The 16,468-nt window shown below is 59.2% G+C and carries 16 protein-coding genes; 9 read left to right on the top strand and 7 right to left on the bottom strand.

Annotated elements, in window-relative coordinates:
- Positions 1–80 precede the first annotated feature (80 nt).
- Complete coding sequence (locus JQ845_RS09525) at positions 81–977, bottom strand: LysR family transcriptional regulator (RefSeq protein ID WP_003439059.1); 897 nt, start codon at positions 975–977, stop codon at positions 81–83.
- Between the two features lie 165 nt (positions 978–1,142).
- On the opposite strand from JQ845_RS09525, the gene amaB reads away from it, so the two are divergent.
- From amaB to JQ845_RS09480, 9 genes are all read left to right on the top strand, one after another.
- Positions 1,143–2,633 (top strand): L-piperidine-6-carboxylate dehydrogenase, encoded by a 1,491-nt coding sequence (gene amaB, locus JQ845_RS09520; RefSeq protein WP_010656251.1) that lies wholly within the window; start codon positions 1,143–1,145, stop codon positions 2,631–2,633.
- Between the two features lie 112 nt (positions 2,634–2,745).
- On the top strand, positions 2,746–4,029 hold the full coding sequence (amaA, locus tag JQ845_RS09515; protein WP_003439063.1) for an L-pipecolate oxidase: 1,284 nt from the start codon (positions 2,746–2,748) through the stop codon (positions 4,027–4,029).
- Between the two features lie 363 nt (positions 4,030–4,392).
- Positions 4,393–5,529, top strand: coding sequence for a branched-chain amino acid ABC transporter substrate-binding protein (locus JQ845_RS09510; protein ID WP_003439065.1), 1,137 nt, complete (start codon positions 4,393–4,395; stop codon positions 5,527–5,529).
- Between the two features lie 189 nt (positions 5,530–5,718).
- The gene (locus JQ845_RS09505; RefSeq protein ID WP_003439067.1) at positions 5,719–6,633 is read left to right on the top strand and encodes an ABC transporter permease subunit; all 915 of its coding nucleotides are present in this window, start codon (positions 5,719–5,721) and stop codon (positions 6,631–6,633) included.
- A gap of 2 nt (positions 6,634–6,635) precedes the next feature.
- Positions 6,636–7,919, top strand: a complete 1,284-nt coding sequence (gene livM / locus JQ845_RS09500; protein ID WP_010656249.1) for a high-affinity branched-chain amino acid ABC transporter permease LivM — start codon at positions 6,636–6,638, stop codon at positions 7,917–7,919.
- Positions 7,916–8,806, top strand: coding sequence for an ABC transporter ATP-binding protein (locus JQ845_RS09495; protein ID WP_003439071.1), 891 nt, complete (start codon positions 7,916–7,918; stop codon positions 8,804–8,806). Before livM ends, JQ845_RS09495 begins: the two co-directional genes overlap by 4 nt.
- Entirely contained in the window at positions 8,803–9,519 is a 717-nt protein-coding gene (locus tag JQ845_RS09490) for an ABC transporter ATP-binding protein (RefSeq protein ID WP_003439073.1), read from the top strand. Before JQ845_RS09495 ends, JQ845_RS09490 begins: the two co-directional genes overlap by 4 nt.
- A 774-nt stretch (positions 9,520–10,293) precedes the next feature.
- Entirely contained in the window at positions 10,294–11,061 is a 768-nt protein-coding gene (locus tag JQ845_RS09485; protein WP_003439076.1) for an SDR family oxidoreductase, read from the top strand.
- Positions 11,062–11,131: 70 nt separating this feature from the next.
- Entirely contained in the window at positions 11,132–12,037 is a 906-nt protein-coding gene (locus tag JQ845_RS09480) for a cation diffusion facilitator family transporter (RefSeq protein ID WP_003439083.1), read from the top strand.
- A 65-nt stretch (positions 12,038–12,102) separates the two neighbouring features.
- On the opposite strand, the gene JQ845_RS09475 is transcribed toward JQ845_RS09480, so the two are convergent.
- The 6 genes from JQ845_RS09475 to JQ845_RS09450 form a co-directional block, all read right to left on the bottom strand.
- Positions 12,103–13,233 carry an AGE family epimerase/isomerase gene (locus tag JQ845_RS09475; protein ID WP_203008928.1) on the bottom strand — a complete coding sequence of 377 codons (1,131 nt, stop codon included), beginning with the start codon at positions 13,231–13,233 and terminating at the stop codon, positions 12,103–12,105.
- Between the two features lie 106 nt (positions 13,234–13,339).
- Positions 13,340–13,951: an urease accessory protein UreG gene (gene ureG, locus JQ845_RS09470; protein ID WP_003439087.1), complete on the bottom strand. Its 612-nt coding sequence runs from the start codon at positions 13,949–13,951 to the stop codon at positions 13,340–13,342.
- A 9-nt stretch (positions 13,952–13,960) separates the two neighbouring features.
- A complete protein-coding gene (locus JQ845_RS09465; protein ID WP_003439089.1) occupies positions 13,961–14,635 on the bottom strand; it encodes an urease accessory protein UreF in 675 nt (224 codons plus the stop codon).
- A complete protein-coding gene (gene ureE / locus JQ845_RS09460) occupies positions 14,632–15,132 on the bottom strand; it encodes an urease accessory protein UreE (RefSeq protein WP_003439091.1) in 501 nt (166 codons plus the stop codon). Before ureE ends, JQ845_RS09465 begins: the two co-directional genes overlap by 4 nt.
- 160 nt (positions 15,133–15,292) lie before the next feature.
- Entirely contained in the window at positions 15,293–15,925 is a 633-nt protein-coding gene (locus JQ845_RS09455; protein WP_003439093.1) for a TetR family transcriptional regulator, read from the bottom strand.
- Between the two features lie 166 nt (positions 15,926–16,091).
- Positions 16,092–16,457 carry a hypothetical protein gene (locus JQ845_RS09450; protein ID WP_003439095.1) on the bottom strand — a complete coding sequence of 122 codons (366 nt, stop codon included), beginning with the start codon at positions 16,455–16,457 and terminating at the stop codon, positions 16,092–16,094.
- Positions 16,458–16,468 lie beyond the last annotated feature (11 nt).

Raw genomic sequence — 16,468 nt, 5'->3', positions numbered from 1 at the left:
AGCGGTTTTTCTCTTGTCTGCAGGGGCGAGCAAGCCTGGGGACCTTTTTAAAGATCAAAAGATCGCGAGCAAGCTCGCGCCTACAGGTCCTCAATGTGTTCCATTATCCACGTCACAAATGCCTGCACCTTGGGCACCCCCGCCGAATGTTCAGGGTAGGCCAGGTAATAGGCGTCGGGACTGGGCATGGAGTGCGGCCAGGCAACGACCAGTTTGCCGTCAGCCAATTCTTCTGCCACCAGAAACCTGGGCAGCAGTGCCACACCACAGCCCACTTGTGCCGCCCGGATGCACATATAAAACGTATCGAAGCGCGGGCCGTGATAACTGTGATCGGTGCGATGCCCCTGGCTTTCAAACCAGTCATGCCAGGCTTGTGGACGGGAGGCGTTTTGCAGCAGGACCAAATCGGTCAGTTGCGTAGGATCGGTATAGGGCGTGTCAGGCAAGCTCGCTGGCGCACACACCGCCACCAACTCTTCGCCAAACAGCTTCAGGCATTCGGTACCGGGGCGTGAGCCCTGGCCGAAATAGAACGCCAGATCGCTGCGGCCTTGCAGCAAGTCATCGGCCTGCTGTTCATTGCACAGGTCCAGATGGATATGCGGGTGCTGCAGGCGCCAGCCCTTGAGGCGCGGCACCAGCCAGCGGGCACCGAAGGTCGACGGCGTAGATACGCGTAACACTTCTGTTTCGCCGCCGTAGGAGCGCAGGGTGTGGGTCGACATCTCGACCTGGGTCAGGATTTTTCGGACTTCTACCAGGTACAAATCACCCGCCGGGGTCAATTGCAGGCGCCGACGCACGCGGCGAAACAGCAAGTGCTGTAACAGTTCCTCCAGCTGCGCGACCTGCTTGCTGACCGCGCTTTGGGTCAGGTTCAGCTCTTCGGCGGCGCGGGTGAAGCTCAGGTGGCGGGTCACAGCCTCAAAACACTGGAGTGCAGTGATCGATGGCAGATGGCGTTTATTTAGCATCAGCGCTGAGCATAAAAAGCCCCTCATTCTTGTTGTCAGGCAACGTTACCAGCGCAGCATGAATTTTCGGAATGATATCTCGCTTAAAGGTCGTTTGTTGCCGCGATGCGGGCCAGCTACAACTAATGGCCTGAAAACCCGTTTTTTGAGCTGAAGGAGTGTCCCATGCTTGCTGCATTACTGGATCGTCTTGGTGTTGACCCCGCGCTGTACCAGCAGGGCCGGCAACCGGTACATACGCCCATTGATGGCAGCCGGATCGGTGCCGTGCATTGGGAAGGGGCTGCCGAGGTCGAGCAGCACGTGACCCGCGCCGAACATGCATTCGAAGCCTGGCGCAAGGTTCCGGCGCCGCGCCGCGGCGAACTGGTGCGTCAGTTTGGCGACCTGCTGCGTGAGTACAAGGCGGATCTGGGCGAACTGGTGTCCTGGGAAGCGGGCAAGATCACCCAGGAAGGCCTGGGCGAAGTCCAGGAAATGATCGACATCTGCGACTTCGCCGTCGGCCTGTCGCGTCAGCTTTACGGCCTGACCATTGCTTCCGAGCGCCCGGGCCACCACATGCGTGAAACCTGGCACCCGCTGGGCGTGGTGGGGGTGATCAGCGCGTTCAACTTTCCGGTGGCCGTCTGGGCCTGGAACACCACCCTGGCACTGGTCTGCGGCAACGCGGTGATCTGGAAGCCCTCGGAGAAAACCCCGCTCACGGCACTGGCCTGTCAGGCGCTGTTCGATCGGGTGCTGAGCACGTTCAGCGATGCCCCCAAGTACCTGGCCCAAGTGATTATCGGTGGCCGGGACGCCGGCGAAGCCCTGGTCGATGACCCGCGCGTCGCCCTGATCAGCGCCACCGGCAGCACCCGCATGGGGCGCGAAGTGGCACCAAAGATTGCCGCGCGCTTTGCCCGCAGCATTCTGGAACTGGGTGGCAACAACGCGATGATCCTGGCTCCGAGCGCCGATCTGGATATGGCCGTGCGCGCCATCCTGTTCAGCGCCGTCGGTACCGCAGGCCAGCGCTGTACCAGCCTGCGTCGCCTGATCGCCCATGACTCGGTCAAGGAAGAAATCGTCACCCGGCTCAAGGCGGCCTATTCCCGGGTGCGCATCGGTCACCCGCTGGAAGGCAATCTGGTTGGCCCGCTGATCGACAAACACAGTTTTGAAAACATGCAGGACGCCCTTGAGCAAGCCCTGAGCGAAGGCGGCCGGGTGTTTGGCGGTGAACGCCAGCTGGCCGGGCAGTACCCGAATGCGTACTACGTGGCCCCGGCCATCGTTGAAATGCCCGAGCAGAGCGATGTGGTGTGCAGCGAAACCTTCGCCCCGATCCTGTACGTGGTGGGTTACAGCGACTTCAGCGAGGCCCTGCGCCTGAACAATGCCGTACCCCAGGGCCTGTCGTCGTGCATCTTCACCACCGATGTACGTGAGGCCGAGCAGTTCATGTCGGCCACCGGCAGTGACTGCGGTATCGCCAACGTCAACATCGGGCCCAGCGGTGCAGAAATTGGCGGCGCCTTTGGCGGTGAAAAAGAAACCGGTGGCGGCCGTGAGTCGGGCTCCGATGCATGGCGCGGCTACATGCGGCGCCAGACCAATACCGTCAACTACTCGCTGGAACTGCCGCTGGCGCAGGGTATTACGTTCGATTGAGGCAAATCCCGGAGCTCATGTGAAGGGCCACTGTGGAAGCCGGGTCAACCCGGCTCCCACTGTTTGTGGATAAAAACGCATCACCGTTAGGTTTCATCTCTGGAGCTTGGCAATGCCTTTACTCGAACAATGTTTATGGGAAAACCTGACGCCTCAACGTCCGCAATCGTCTGCCTTACAGGGCGAACTGAGCGTTGATGTGTGTGTGATTGGTGCTGGCATCACCGGTTTGTCTGCCGCCATTCACTTGCTAGAACAGGGTAAAAGCGTCTGTGTGCTCGAAGCCCATCGCACCGGGCACGGCGGTTCGGGGCGCAATGTGGGGCTGGTCAATGCCGGGATGTGGATTGCCCCGGACGAGATCGAAGCCGGTTTCGGCGAAGCAGTGGGCAGCCAGCTCAATCGCATGCTGGGTGCTGCCCCGGCACTGGTGTTCAGCCTTGTCGACAAGTACCGCATCGACTGCCAGCTGCGCCGCGAAGGCACCTTGCACATGGCTCACAACGCCCGGGGCGAAGCTGACCTGCGCAGTCGCGAGCAACAATGGAAGCGTCGGGGCGCCCCTGTGGAACTGCTCACCGGCGCTGCCTGCACCGAAGCGACCGGAACCCCGAAAATTGCCGCCGCCCTGCTCGACAGGCGTGCCGGAACCCTCAATCCAATGGCCTATACCTCGGGCCTGGCCAAAGCCGCCAGTGACTTGGGCGGGCGTTTGTTTGATCACAGCGCAGTGACCGGCCTGGAGCGTCAAGGCCAGCGCTGGTCGGTGCAAACCGCTCAGGGCGCGGTGAGTGCAGAGCAAGTGGTGCTGGCGTCCAATGCCTACACCGAAGGCGAATGGACTGACTTGCGACGTAACTTTTTCCCCGGTTATTACTACCAGGTTGCCTCAAAGCCGCTGACCGATGACAGCGCCAGCCGCATCTTGCCCGGCGGGCAGGGCTCATGGGACACCCGCCAGGTGTTGAGCAGTATTCGCCGTGATGCCGAAGGCCGTTTGCTGTTGGGCAGCCTGGGCAACGGCAATCAAAAACCGGCCTGGTTTCTCAAAGCCTGGGCCGATCGCGTGCAGCAGCACTACTTCCCGTACCTCAAAGGGGTGGAATGGGAATGCACCTGGACCGGCTGCATCGCCTTCACCCCCGATCATTTGATGCGTCTGTTCGAGCCCGCGCCCGGTTTGGTGGCAGTCACCGGTTACAACGGCCGGGGCGTGACCACGGGCACTGTGGTGGGCAAAGCATTCGCCGATTACCTGTGTAACGGCGATGCCAAAGCCCTGCCGATACCCTTTGCGCCGATGCGGCCACTGTCTGGCACGGGGCTGCGCAGCTGTCTGTACGAAGCCGGTTTTTCGCTGTACCACGCCGGTCAATGCTTGCGGATTGTCATCTGACAAAGCTTTTGCAGGCTCCCGGACGCATCTGCCCCGGCATCGACTAGCCTCAAATGGTGCGGCCTGTAGCAGTCGCGCACCGGGAGTGTGCAGTTAGGTGACGTAAGTGGTTACAGAGTGGTTGCCCGGAGCCGGGCAACCCGGTTGCAACCCTTGTCGTTTCAGGTAACACCAACCCATCAAAAACAGTTTTACCTTCCTTGGTCTAGACGGTTGCACGTCCAATGAAAATGGACTCGAAACAGCCGATATAACAACAAGACAGCGGCTTTTTTAAGAATAAAAAACCAATGGCACGCGGCTTGCTCTGAGCTTCACCTGAAGTCGAAGTGCCATCTAACAAAACCTCAGGAGCACCACCTCATGTCGCAGACGTTCTACAAGAAAGGTTTTCTGGCCCTCGCGGTAGCAACAGCGTTGGGTGTTTCTTCGTTTGTTCAGGCTGATGTGAAAATCGGTGTGGCGGGCCCGATGACCGGTGCCAACGCGGCATTTGGCGAGCAGTACATGAAGGGCGCGCAGGCGGCTGCGGATGCAATCAACAAGGCGGGCGGAATTAACGGTGAGCAGATCAAGCTGGTGGCGGGCGACGATGCCTGTGAGCCGAAGCAGGCTGTAGCCGTTGCCAACCGCCTGGTGGATCAGGACAAAGTAATCGGGGTTGTAGGTCACTTCTGCTCTTCGAACACCATTCCGGCGTCGGATGTGTATGCCGATGCGGGTGTGATCATGATTACGCCGGGCTCGACTAATCCGCAGGTTACCGAGCGCAAGCTGGACGCGGTGTTCCGTATGTGCGGGCGTGATGACCAGCAGGGCATCGTGGCGGGTGACTACATTGTCGACGTGCTCAAAGGCAAGAAAGTCGCGGTTATCAACGACAAGGACACCTACGGTAAAGGTCTTGCCGATGCCACCAGTGCGCAACTGACCAAGCGCGGAGTCAAACCGGTCCTGGAAGAAGGCCTTACCCGTGGTGAAAAGGACTTCAGTGCCCTGGTCACCAAAATCCGCTCGCTGGGCGCCGATGTGGTGTACTTCGGCGGCTTGCACCCAGAGGCGGGCCCGCTGGTGCGTCAACTGCGTGAGGCTGGCCTCAAGGATGTGAAGTTCATGTCCGATGATGGTGTTGTAACCGACGAACTGGTCGCTACTGCTGGCGGCCCGCAGTACGTCGATGGCGTGTACATGACTTTCGGCGCCGACCCGCGCCTGCTGCCGGACAGCAAAGCGGTGGTTGAGCAGTTCCGTAAAGCCGGCACCGAACCGGAAGGCTACACCCTGTATGCCTACGCCTCGGTTCAGGCCCTGGCTGACGCTTTCAATGGCGCCAAGTCCAACAAGGGCGAAGACGCTGCCAAGTGGCTCAAGGCCAACCCGGTTGAAACCGTAATGGGCAAGAAGGAATGGGACGCCAAAGGCGATCTCAAAGTCTCTGACTACGTGGTTTACCAGTGGGACAAGGACGGCAAATATCACCAGCTGGAAAAACAGAAGTGAGATAAGCCGCTCTGCCTTCTCCTGTAGGAGCGAGCTTGCTCGCGAGCTGTTAAAGATCGCGAGCAAGCTCGGTCCTACGGAGAAAGGGCATCAGGCATGTCTGCATCACCTGTCTTCTTTTCCATGAGCGGCGCAAACCTTGCCCTGCGGGCGGGTTTGCGCAATGGCTCAAGTGCGTGAGATTGCGTTATGGACGGTATATTCCTACAGCAACTGCTGAACGGCCTGACCCTCGGGTCTGTTTACGGCCTGATTGCCATCGGCTACACAATGGTCTACGGCATCATCGGCATGATCAACTTCGCCCACGGCGAGGTGTACATGATCTCCGCTTACCTCGCGGCTATCAGTCTGGCTCTGTTGGCATACTTCGGCGTTGAATCCTTCCCGCTGCTGATGTTGGGCACCCTGGTCTTCACCGTCATCGTCACTGGCGTGTATGGCTGGGTGATTGAACGTGTGGCTTACAAACCTCTGCGAAATTCCACACGGCTGGCGCCACTGATCAGCGCCATTGGTATTTCCCTGATCCTGCAAAACTATGTGCAAATTGCCCAGGGCTCGCGGCAACAAGGCGTCCCGACACTGCTCAGTGGTTCCTGGCGCGTCGATATCGGCACCGGTTTTGTACAACTGACCTACACCAAAGTCTTCATTCTGATCGCGGCCTTTGCAGGCATGGGCCTGCTGACCTACATCATCAAGTACACCAAGCTGGGGCGCATGTGCCGTGCTACCCAGCAAGACCGCAAGATGGCGTCGATCCTGGGCATCAACACCGACCGGGTGATCTCCTACGTGTTTGTAATAGGTGCCGCCATGGCCGCGTTGGCCGGGGTGCTGATTACCATGAACTACGGCACGTTCGACTTTTACGCCGGCTTCATTATCGGGATCAAGGCGTTCACGGCTGCGGTACTCGGCGGGATCGGATCCCTGCCCGGGGCCATGCTCGGCGGAATCATCCTGGGCATTTCCGAATCACTATTTGCCGGCCTGGTTAACTCGGATTACAAGGACGTGTTCAGTTTCTCATTGCTGGTGCTGATCCTGATTTTCCGTCCCCAGGGCCTGCTGGGTCGTCCTCTCGTGGCGAAGGTGTAAGTATGTCTGCAGCCATTAACAAACCGATTGATATCAAAAAAAGCGTCGTTGATTCGATCCTTGCCGGGTTGATTTCATTGATTGTGTTCGGACCTATCGTGGGGGTGGTGCTCGACGGCTACAGCTTTAACCTGCAACCGGCGCGCGTCGGCTGGCTGGTTGCGATTGTGATGGTGGGGCGCTTTGTTCTGAGCCTGTTCCTGCAAACGGCCAGGGGCCTGAAAATCCTTCAGGGGTTCGAGTCCACCGGCTCCGGCGTGCACGTACTGCCCCCGGATTACAAATCGCGGCTGCGCTGGATCGTGCCGTTGCTGATCGTGATCGCCATCGTGTTTCCGTTTTTCGCCAACAAATACATTCTGACGGTGGTCATTCTCGGCCTGATCTACGTGTTGCTCGGTCTGGGGCTGAACATAGTGGTGGGCCTGGCGGGGCTGCTCGACCTGGGCTACGTGGCCTTCTATGCCATCGGCGCTTATGGGCTGGCACTGGGTTATCAGTATCTGGGGCTGGGTTTCTGGTCGGTGCTGCCGCTGGCGGCGATTGCGGCAGCGATGGCCGGATGCATTCTCGGGTTCCCGGTGTTGCGAATGCACGGTGACTATCTGGCCATCGTGACCCTGGGCTTTGGTGAAATCATTCGCCTGGTGCTCAACAACTGGCTGTCATTTACCGGCGGCCCCAACGGCATGCCGGTACCATCGCCGACGTTTTTCGGCCTGGAGTTCGGTCGCGTGGCCAAGGACGGCGGGGTACCGTTCCATCAGTTCTTCGGTCTGGACTACAACCCCAATATCAAATTCCTGTTTATCTACATCGTGCTGTTTCTGGTGGTGCTGCTGGTGCTGTACATCAAGCACCGCCTGACTCGCATGCCGATTGGCCGGGCCTGGGAAGCGTTGCGTGAAGACGAAATCGCCTGCCGCGCCATGGGTCTGAATCACGTTCTGGTCAAACTTTCAGCCTTCACCCTCGGCGCTTCTACGGCAGGTCTGGCCGGGGTGTTTTTTGCCAGCTACCAAGGGTTCGTCAACCCGTCATCGTTCACCTTCTTCGAGTCGGCGCTGATCCTCGCCATTGTGGTGCTCGGTGGTATGGGCTCGACCGTGGGGGTGGTGATTGCTGCATTTGTCCTGACCGTGGCGCCGGAACTGTTACGCAGTTTTGCCGAGTACCGGGTGCTGCTGTTTGGCGTATTGATGGTGCTGATGATGATCTGGCGCCCACGGGGCCTGATCCGGGTCAGCCGTGTCGGGGTCACGCCACGTAAGGGAGTCGCGCCATGAAAGACCTCTCCAGCAACGACGAAGTAGTGCTCTCGGTCGACAAGCTGATGATGCACTTTGGCGGGATCAAGGCTCTGAGCGATGTCAGTCTCAAGGTCAAACGCAATTCAATCTTTGCCCTGATCGGGCCTAACGGGGCGGGGAAAACCACCGTGTTCAACTGCCTGACCGGGTTTTACAAAGCCAGTGGCGGCAGAATCGAACTCAATGCCCGTGGTGCGCGGACCAATGTCATCAAGCTGCTGGGGGAGCCATTCAGGCTGACGGACTTTGTCTCGCCCAAAGCCTTTGCCAGCCGCCTGTACTACAAAATGTTCGGCGGCACCCATCTGGTTAACCGTGCAGGGCTGGCGCGCACGTTTCAGAACATTCGTCTGTTCAAGGAAATGTCGGTGCTGGAAAACCTGCTGGTGGCGCAGCACATGTGGGTCAACCGCAACATGCTGGCGGGCATCCTCAACACCAAGGGCTACCGCAAGGCCGAAAGCGATGCGCTGGACCATGCGTTTTACTGGCTGGAAGTCGTCGACCTGGTGAACTGTGCCAACCGCCTGGCCGGGGAGTTGTCTTACGGCCAGCAGCGGCGCCTGGAAATTGCCCGGGCCATGTGCACGCGGCCGCAAATCATCTGTCTGGACGAACCGGCGGCCGGGCTTAACCCGCAGGAAACCGAAGCGCTCAGTGCGATGATTCGCCTGCTGCGGGACGACCACGACTTGACCGTGGTATTGATCGAACACGACATGGGGATGGTCATGAGTATTTCCGATCACATAGTGGTGCTCGACCACGGCAACGTGATCGCACAGGGCGGGCCGGAAGCCATTCGCAACGACCCGAAAGTGATCGCGGCCTACCTTGGCGCCGACGAAGAGGAGCTGATATGACGGGCACTATCCTCGAACTCAAGGAACTGGACGTTCACTACGGGCCGATCCAGGCCCTGAAAAAAGTCTCGATGCACATCGAGGAAGGCGAAACCGTGAGCCTGATCGGCTCCAACGGTGCGGGCAAGTCCACGTTGCTGATGTCGATCTTCGGCCAGCCCAGAGCCAGTGGCGGGCAGATCTTCTACCAGGGCGTGGACATCACTCAGAAGTCCTCGCACTACATTGCCTCCCACGGCATCGCCCAGTCACCGGAAGGCCGTCGCGTATTTCCGGACATGACGGTGGAAGAAAACCTGTTGATGGGCACCATCCCCATCGGCGACAAGCATGTCGACGAAGACATGCAGCGCATGTTCGAACTCTTCCCCAGGCTCAAGGAGCGGCGTAATCAGCGGGCAATGACCATGTCGGGCGGTGAGCAGCAAATGCTCGCCATCGCCCGCGCCCTGATGAGCCGTCCCAAGTTGCTGTTGCTGGACGAACCCAGCCTGGGGCTGGCGCCGATCGTGGTGAAGCAGATTTTTGCGACCTTGCGTGAACTGGCTACCACCGGCATGACCATCTTTCTGGTCGAGCAAAACGCCAACCACGCCCTGCGCCTGTCGGACCGGGCCTACGTGATGGTCAACGGTGAAATCCGCCTGACCGGAACCGGCAAGGAACTGTTGAGCAACGAAGAAGTACGCAACGCGTATTTAGGCGGGCACTAAAGGGTTCACCCTGCAGGAGCGAGCGCTTTGCAAATCTCGCGAGCCAGCTCGCTCCTGCAATTTTCGCAGCCCCTTTCCAGGGGCTTTTTGTTTTTCGACAGCGCACTTTTGAAATTGTGGAAAACAATATTCCAGACCCGCGAAAGCGCGACATAAAGCCGCTCTAAATACCTGTTTTAACATCATTTTGACTTGTCCCCGTTTGCTGTGGAGGTGGCTGTGGGTAACGTGGGAGTAGTTGGCTGCAGGCCTTTGTTTACGTGGCTTTCATGGGTGTGGTTGTTTTTTGATCAGCGGTTTTTACCTGGCTTCCTGCAGGATTTGTCAACAGATTTGTTCAGTTATAAACATAGTCATTAGTCGATAACAAACCTGTGGATAAGTCTGTGGTTAAACTCTGGAAGGAATGCCCTGAGCGGCGGAATTACTGGCCTCTGGCTATCTCAGAGGTTTTACCGGGTTGCACCTTTTTGGGGCGGCTGCATGTTGCCTGCGTCCAGGTCAAGCTAAAAACTCTTCAATTAGCGCTCAACCCCTTGTGGCCAGAGGCTTTGGCCATTTTGGAGTTGCCCCCAAAGACTGTGGACGGGCCTGTGGATAACGTGAGTGCATATGGCTCCAGCCCTTGTCTGGCATGGCCTGCAGGGAGTTGGTTGTTTTTCGTACAGGTTTTGTCCGGGATCATGTGCCGGGTTGCCGCCAAATCGCAGCCGGGGCATGCTGCTTCCCGTCTTATTCAACGGCGGCCGATGCCCGCCAGCCAAGGAGAACGCTATGACTTCCACCCTGTTTATTACGGGCGCCACTTCCGGATTTGGTGAGGCCTGCGCTCGCAAGTTTGCGCAAGCAGGCTGGAAACTGGTACTGACCGGCCGCCGTAAAGAGCGTCTGGATGCCCTGTGCGAAGAACTGTCCAGCCAGACCGAAGTCCATGGCCTGGTAGTAGATGTACGTGATCGCAAGGCGATGGAAGAGGCAATTGCCAATCTGCCACCGTCGTTCAGCAAGCTGCGCGGACTTATCAACAATGCCGGGCTGGCGCTGGGCACCGATCCGGCGCCCAAGTGCGACCTCGACGATTGGGAAACCATGGTCGATACCAACATCAAGGGGCTGCTCTACACCACGCGCCTGCTGCTGCCCCGGCTGATTGCCTACGGCCGCGGTGCCGGTATCGTTAACCTGGGCTCTATCGCCGGCAGCTACCCGTACCCCGGCAGCCATGTCTATGGCGGCACCAAAGCCTTCGTCAAGCAGTTCTCCCTGAACCTGCGCTGCGACTTGCAGGGCACGGGCGTGCGGGTCAGCAACGTTGAACCGGGTCTGTGTGAAAGCGAATTCTCGATGGTGCGCTTCGGCGGCGACAAGGCCCGCTATGACGCCACCTACCAGGGTGCTGAGCCGATTCAGCCGCAAGACATCGCCGAGACGATTTTCTGGGTGCTCAATACGCCGGCCCACATCAACATCAATCGCCTTGAACTGATGCCCGTCACGCAGTCCTGGAGCGGTTTTGCCATCGAACGCCACGCCACAGAGTAAACTCACGCCTGGCAGCCTGCCCGCGACCTCCTGAGGGGGTCGCATTCAACAGGGCTGAAAAGGAGTTTTTGTGAGTAACAGTGGTGAGCAGAAACTGCTCAAACAATCGACCGTTCTGATGTTCGCGGTGGCCATCGCCGGCATCGTGACGGGTGTTATTTCGGGTTCGCAATCCATCTTGTTCGATGGGTTCTTCTCTTTGATCGCGACCTTTATCAAAGTACTGATGCTGATCACGGCACAGTTGATCGCCAAGGAAAGCAACGAACGTTTCCAGTTCGGCTTCTGGCACCTTGAGCCCATGGTGCTGCTGATCGAAGGCAGTTTCCTGTTTTTGATTGCGATCTATGCCTTTCTCAATGGCGTGTTCGGCATTATCAATGGCGGGCGCGAAATTGAGCTGGGCCTGGTGATCATCTACGCGGCGGTGTTTACCGTAATCGAGTTTGCCTACTACTTCTGGGTCCGGCGTAAAAACCGCAAGCTCAAGTCCAGCCTGATCCAGTTCGACAACATCAGCTGGCTGGTGGACGCGATGCTGTCGGTGGGGCTGTTGATAAGTTTTGTCACGGCGCTGATTCTGAAACAACAGGGTTATGCCCATTGGGCCGCCTATGTAGACCCGGCGATCCTGATTTTGCTGGCTTTCAGCATGCTGGCTCCGGCGTTCAAAATCCTGCGCCCGGCTTTGCGCGACGTCCTGGGTATTGCCCCGGACAAGCTCGATGACAAGGTGCGGGATGTGCTCGAGGAAATGTCGGCGCGCCATGGCTTTGAGGGCTACAAAACCTATGTGCAAAAGCACGGAAGGGCGCGTTTTATCGAGATCCATATCGTGTTGCCGGCGGGATATCCGCTGACCAGCATCAAGACCCTGGACGGGTTTCGTGAAGAGATATCAGGCATGTTGGGCGCGGCCGACAGTGCGCGCTGGCTGACCATCAGCTTTACCGGCGATCGCAAGTGGATTGCCTGACCTTGCCCCTGTAGGAGCGAGCTCGCCTCGCGAGCTCTTTACATATTCGCGAGGCAAGCTCGCTCCTACAGGAGTTGCGCCAGGCCGCTGTAGCAGGTGGCCAGGTGATACGGCGTGGTCGACGGCATGTCCAGGCGGCTGACGTTGCCTGCCGCATCCCGGCATTCATACCAGCCACCGGCATGTAAAAAGTTCTGCTGCAACGCCAGCAACTGGCGTTGCAGGCGGGGCAGGGGCGCCGGACGCAAGGTCAGGGCGCGCAGGTACTCGGCCTGGGCCCAGATGCGCTGGGTACCATCGCGCAAGGTGCCATCCGGGGCCAGCATGCCGCAGACCGCCCCGGTCTGCGGGTCGACCCCAACCTGTTCGGCAAAGTCGAAGGCGAGCGCAAGCGAGTTGTGCAGGGCTGTTTGACGCAGCAGTGGCGAGGACTCCAGCAAGTAGAACCACTCAAACTGATGCCCGGGTTCAAACCAGTTATCCACAGCCCCCAGCGGTTTTTCGAGCAAGGCGTTATGCACAGGCTCGATAAAGCGCTGTTGCATGCCATCGGCCAGCGCCAGCAATGCGCTGTGTACCGGCGCATCGTCGCGCACCGACAAAGTCGCCAGAAACGCCTCGGCCAGATGCATCAACGGGTTCTGCAGCGGGCCGGTGTCCAGCGTTGACCAGTCCCGCTCGAGGCTGGCTTCGTACAGGCCATTACCATCGCTGAAGCGCTCGGCGACGACTTTCAGCGCGGCATTGAGCACTGATTCCACCGCCGGCTCGCGCACCTTGCCCCAGTAATGGGCGCAGGCAAAGATGATAAAGGCGTGGGTATACAGGTCTTTACGCTGGTCCAGCGGCGCGCCGTCGGGGTCGATGCTGTAAAACCAGCCGCCGTGTACGGCGTCGTAAAAGTGCCTTTGCAGCGAGCGGAACAACCTGCCTGCGCGCTCGGCAGCGCCGGGGAAGGCAGGGTCATCGATCAAGCTGGCGAATAGATATAGCTGACGGGCGCAGGCCATGGCGCGATAGCGCTGGGGCGTCAGTGGCCGGTGCTCGGGGCTGAGTGCCTCATAGGGCAGTTCCAGTTCGGCATTCCAGCCGGGGCCTTGCCAGAGCGGCACAATGACCTGGCGAAAATGCTGCTGTACCGCCGCAAACAGGGCGGTCAGTTCGAGCGGGAAGGCGGAGCTGGCTACATGGGGCATTGGCAGGCGTCGTCACGGCTGGGGCGTTTGCGCGACATGATACACCGTGACGTCCAACTCTGTAGGCGCGAGCTTTTAAAGCTTCAGGCCCACAAAAGATCGCGGGTTATGAGATCAACAGCCCCTGCCGTTCAATAAACCTCACGATGGTATCCAGGCCGTGGCCGGTTTTTTGATTGCTGAACACAAAGGGCTTGGCGCCGCGCATGCGCCGGGTGTCACTGTCCATCAGCTCCAGCGATGCGCCCACCAGCGGTGCGAGGTCGATTTTATTGATCACCAGCAAGTCGGATTTGCAAATCCCCGGTCCACCCTTGCGCGGCAACTTGTCCCCTGCGGATACATCGATCACGTAGATCGTCAGGTCGGACAGTTCCGGGCTGAAGGTGGCCGACAAGTTATCCCCACCCGATTCCACCAGAATCAGGTCCAGCCCGGGGAAGCGCCGGTTCAGCTGATCCACGGCTTCGAGGTTGATCGATGCATCTTCACGAATGGCGGTGTGCGGGCAGCCGCCGGTTTCTACACCGATGATCCGCTCCGGTGCCAGCGCCTGGTTACGCACCAGAAAATCGGCATCTTCGCGGGTATAAATATCGTTGGTGACCACCGCCAGGTTGTATTTGTCCCGCAGTGCCAGGCACAGGGCCAGGGTCAGGGCAGTTTTGCCGGAGCCCACCGGGCCCCCGATGCCGACCCGCAAAGGTTGTGTGTTCATTGCATTCTCCTAGGAACGAAACAGACGGCTGTACTGGCGCTCGTGGGCCATGCTCGCCAATGACAGGCCGAAAGCGGCACTGCCCAAACGGGATAAGTCGAGGTTGCTGGCGTGTTGTTGCGCCTGCTGCAGCGCCGGGGATAACTCGCTGGTCATGCGTTGAGCGGCCTGCTGGCCCAGCGGCAGGGTTTTCATCAGCACCGCCAATTGGTTTTCCAGCCAGCTCCACAGCCAGGCTGCCAGCGCGTCTGACGCACTGATGCCCCAGGCCCGGGCAGCCAGTGCCCAGCCGAGTGCCAGGTGCGGCTCGGCTTGTTGGGTGAGAAATAGCCGTGCAGGCTCATCCAGCTCGGGCAACCCCATCAGAAGTTGCTGCAGGGAGTAGCCCATTTGCCGGCTTTCCTGATGCAATTCGCGGGTTTCACGACTGGCGCGGTGTTCGTCGCAAAACTGCTGCAAGGCACTCCAGTCTTCGTCGGCCGCCGCCCGGCAATGGGCGAGCAGCAACGGAGCCTCGAAGCGCGCCAGATTGAGCAGCAATTGATCGCTGATCCAGCGGCTGGCAGTTGCCGGGCTGGATACCCGGCCATTCTCGACGGCCATTTCCAGGCCCTGGGAATAGCTGTAGCCGCCAATCGGCAGCTGTGGGCTGGCCAGGCGCAACAGCGCCCATGCCGGACTCACAAACGCACACCAAACTGATGCAGGCGCGGGGCGTAGTTGAAGTCTTCTTCGCCTGCGCGGGAATGATGATGACCGCCGCCGTAGGCGCCATGCTCCGGTTGGAACGGCGCCTCAATGGCTTCGGTCTGCGCGCCCAATTGTTCCAGCATGGCTTTGAGTACGTAGTCATCGAGCAGGCGCAGCCAGCCATCGCCGACTTGCAGGGCAACATGGCGGTTGCCCAGGTGATAGGCCGCGCGGGTCAACTCAAAGGCATTGAGACAGGTCACGTGCAGCAACTTTTCGGGGCTGGCACACACCCGCACGATGCGCCCGTCCTGGGCTTGCAGAAATTCGCCGTCATGCAGGGGCGGTTGTCCGCGTTCAAGGAACAGGCCGACGTCCTCGGCGTCACTGCTAAAGCAACGCAAACGGCTTTTGCTCCGGGCTTCGAAGTTGAGGTGTAACTCAGCGCTCCACACGGGGTGGGGCTGAACTCTGCGATGAATCACCAACATCGGTAGGCTTCCTGCAATTGACAATGCCTTGATCAGAGCAAGGGGCTTGCCAACCTTGGGTTGCACAACAAAGGCGAGTGATCCGGGGAAGGGAAAGGGGCTGCGGCGAGCGATAATGGTGCGCTATGAGTTTTATTTCGCACCAACAAGGTGCGCGCCTTTACTCGGTACTGCCCAGGCCTTGCCAGTGCTTGAGTCCGATAAAGATAAAGCGCAGCTGCTGGCTGATTTTTGCCTGGGGTTGCAGGTAGTCGGGGAGCGCCTCGGCGGGCGGATCGATGACATCGGGCAAGGCCGCGAACACACTTTTAACCACCAGATCGGCAATTACCGTAAGGCCTGCGTGGTTCAAGTGCTGCAGCTTGGGCTTGGACCCGAGGTCGGCGGCCAGATCCGAGGTGATGTCTTCGCGCAGCGCCCCGATAGCCTGGCGCACTGGCTGTGAGCCGCCGTATTGCTCGCGGGCCAGAAACAGAAACTGCGAGCGGTTGGCCTGCACCACATCGAGAAAGATCCGTACCGACGCGTTGATCACACCGCCCATAAACAGTTCGTTGTGTCGCACCAGACGAATGGTTTCGCGAAAGGTCTGACCGACTTCACTGACCAGCGCCAGGCCCAGTTGGTCCATGTCGCTGAAGTGCCGATAAAAGCCGGTGGGCACTATGCCTGCGGTTTTTGCGACTTCGCGCAGGCTCAGGCTGCCAAAGCCGCGACCCGATTCCATCAAGTGGCGGGCGGCATCCATCAGCGCAAGGCGGGTTTGTTGCTTCTGTTCGGCGCGAGGCAGCATCGGAGCTGGTATTCCAGACAAGTACAGCGGCGCACTCTAGCAAATCGGCTTTGATGACGTCGAACTGCAATGGAGACTCTGCAGGAGCGAGCTTGCTCGCGAGCTCTATTACTGCGTAAACAGATCGCGAGCAATCAGTTGCCGTCGGGCTCCTGCAATCACTTGATTAGCTGGCACGTTGATTCCTTTCAGCAAGACGATCCGCGCCGCCTTCCGCCACCAGGTTGCTCTGGCGTTGAGTGCGGTCGTAGCCATCTTCAGCCACGGGGTTCTGCTGGTTCAGAGTGCGTTGTGCGCCGTCCTCAGCCACGGGGTTCTGCTGGTTGAGAGTGCGTTGTGCACCGTCCTCAGCTACGCGGTTCTGCTGGTTCAGGGTGCGTTGGGCACCGTCTTCAGCCACAGGATTCAGCGGTTGGCTCAAGCTGCTGGAAGCAGGCTGCACCATGGGGGTTTGCTCGTCGTCGGCGGGCATCGCAAAGGCGTTGATGGCCAACAGTGAGAGGCCAAGACCAAGCAGTAATGGGCGTTTCATGATATCGGTGC

This window comes from Pseudomonas paraversuta, from assembly GCF_904063065.1.
GTDB lineage: Bacteria > Pseudomonadota > Gammaproteobacteria > Pseudomonadales > Pseudomonadaceae > Aquipseudomonas > Aquipseudomonas paraversuta.
Note: the sequence above shows the minus strand (reverse complement) of the source record. Positions and strands in the feature narration are given on the sequence as shown.

Bases quoted from the DNA above. Each gene is read 5' to 3' on its own strand.
- JQ845_RS09525 (WP_003439059.1), bottom strand. From the start codon at position 977: ATGCTAAATAAACGCCATCTGCCATCGATCACTGCACTCCAGTGTTTT.
- amaB (WP_010656251.1), top strand. From the start codon at position 1,143: ATGCTTGCTGCATTACTGGATCGTCTTGGTGTTGACCCCGCGCTGTAC.
- amaA (WP_003439063.1), top strand. From the start codon at position 2,746: ATGCCTTTACTCGAACAATGTTTATGGGAAAACCTGACGCCTCAACGT.
- JQ845_RS09510 (WP_003439065.1), top strand. From the start codon at position 4,393: ATGTCGCAGACGTTCTACAAGAAAGGTTTTCTGGCCCTCGCGGTAGCA.
- JQ845_RS09505 (WP_003439067.1), top strand. From the start codon at position 5,719: ATGGACGGTATATTCCTACAGCAACTGCTGAACGGCCTGACCCTCGGG.
- livM (WP_010656249.1), top strand. From the start codon at position 6,636: ATGTCTGCAGCCATTAACAAACCGATTGATATCAAAAAAAGCGTCGTT.
- JQ845_RS09495 (WP_003439071.1), top strand. From the start codon at position 7,916: ATGAAAGACCTCTCCAGCAACGACGAAGTAGTGCTCTCGGTCGACAAG.
- JQ845_RS09490 (WP_003439073.1), top strand. From the start codon at position 8,803: ATGACGGGCACTATCCTCGAACTCAAGGAACTGGACGTTCACTACGGG.
- JQ845_RS09485 (WP_003439076.1), top strand. From the start codon at position 10,294: ATGACTTCCACCCTGTTTATTACGGGCGCCACTTCCGGATTTGGTGAG.
- JQ845_RS09475 (WP_203008928.1), bottom strand. From the start codon at position 13,233: ATGCCCCATGTAGCCAGCTCCGCCTTCCCGCTCGAACTGACCGCCCTG.
- ureG (WP_003439087.1), bottom strand. From the start codon at position 13,951: ATGAACACACAACCTTTGCGGGTCGGCATCGGGGGCCCGGTGGGCTCC.
- ureE (WP_003439091.1), bottom strand. From the start codon at position 15,132: ATGTTGGTGATTCATCGCAGAGTTCAGCCCCACCCCGTGTGGAGCGCT.
- JQ845_RS09455 (WP_003439093.1), bottom strand. From the start codon at position 15,925: ATGCTGCCTCGCGCCGAACAGAAGCAACAAACCCGCCTTGCGCTGATG.
- JQ845_RS09450 (WP_003439095.1), bottom strand. From the start codon at position 16,457: ATGAAACGCCCATTACTGCTTGGTCTTGGCCTCTCACTGTTGGCCATC.